This is a genomic window from Microvirga pakistanensis (assembly GCF_004458765.1).
Lineage (GTDB): Bacteria > Pseudomonadota > Alphaproteobacteria > Rhizobiales > Beijerinckiaceae > Microvirga > Microvirga pakistanensis.
This window is the reverse complement of sequence record NZ_SPJX01000129.1, coordinates 1-223: the sequence shown is the minus strand read 5'-3', so window position 1 is coordinate 223 and position 223 is coordinate 1. Positions and strand designations below refer to the sequence as shown.

Here is a 223-nt window from a genome sequence, read left to right as displayed (position 1 = left end):
TCGATGGTCGTCCGCTCTCGGGCGATTATCAGGCGGGCATCATCATTCCGGCGGGCGTGGACGGCCCGGCCTTCCTCGTCACCCGGAATTTCGACGCGGTCTATTCCTACAATGCCGCCGAATCCTACGGCCTCGCCATCGCGCTTCTGGGCGATCGCATGAAGGGCCTGCCCGGGATCCAGACCGCCTGGCCGACGGACGATCCGCCGCTCTCGCGCGCGCA

1 protein-coding gene is annotated in these 223 nt (G+C 67.3%); it reads left to right on the top strand.

Features of this window, described 5'->3' with window-relative positions:
* A partial coding sequence (locus E4K09_RS04360) for a lytic murein transglycosylase (RefSeq protein WP_193557247.1) occupies positions 1 to 223 on the top strand: 223 nt, incomplete at both ends.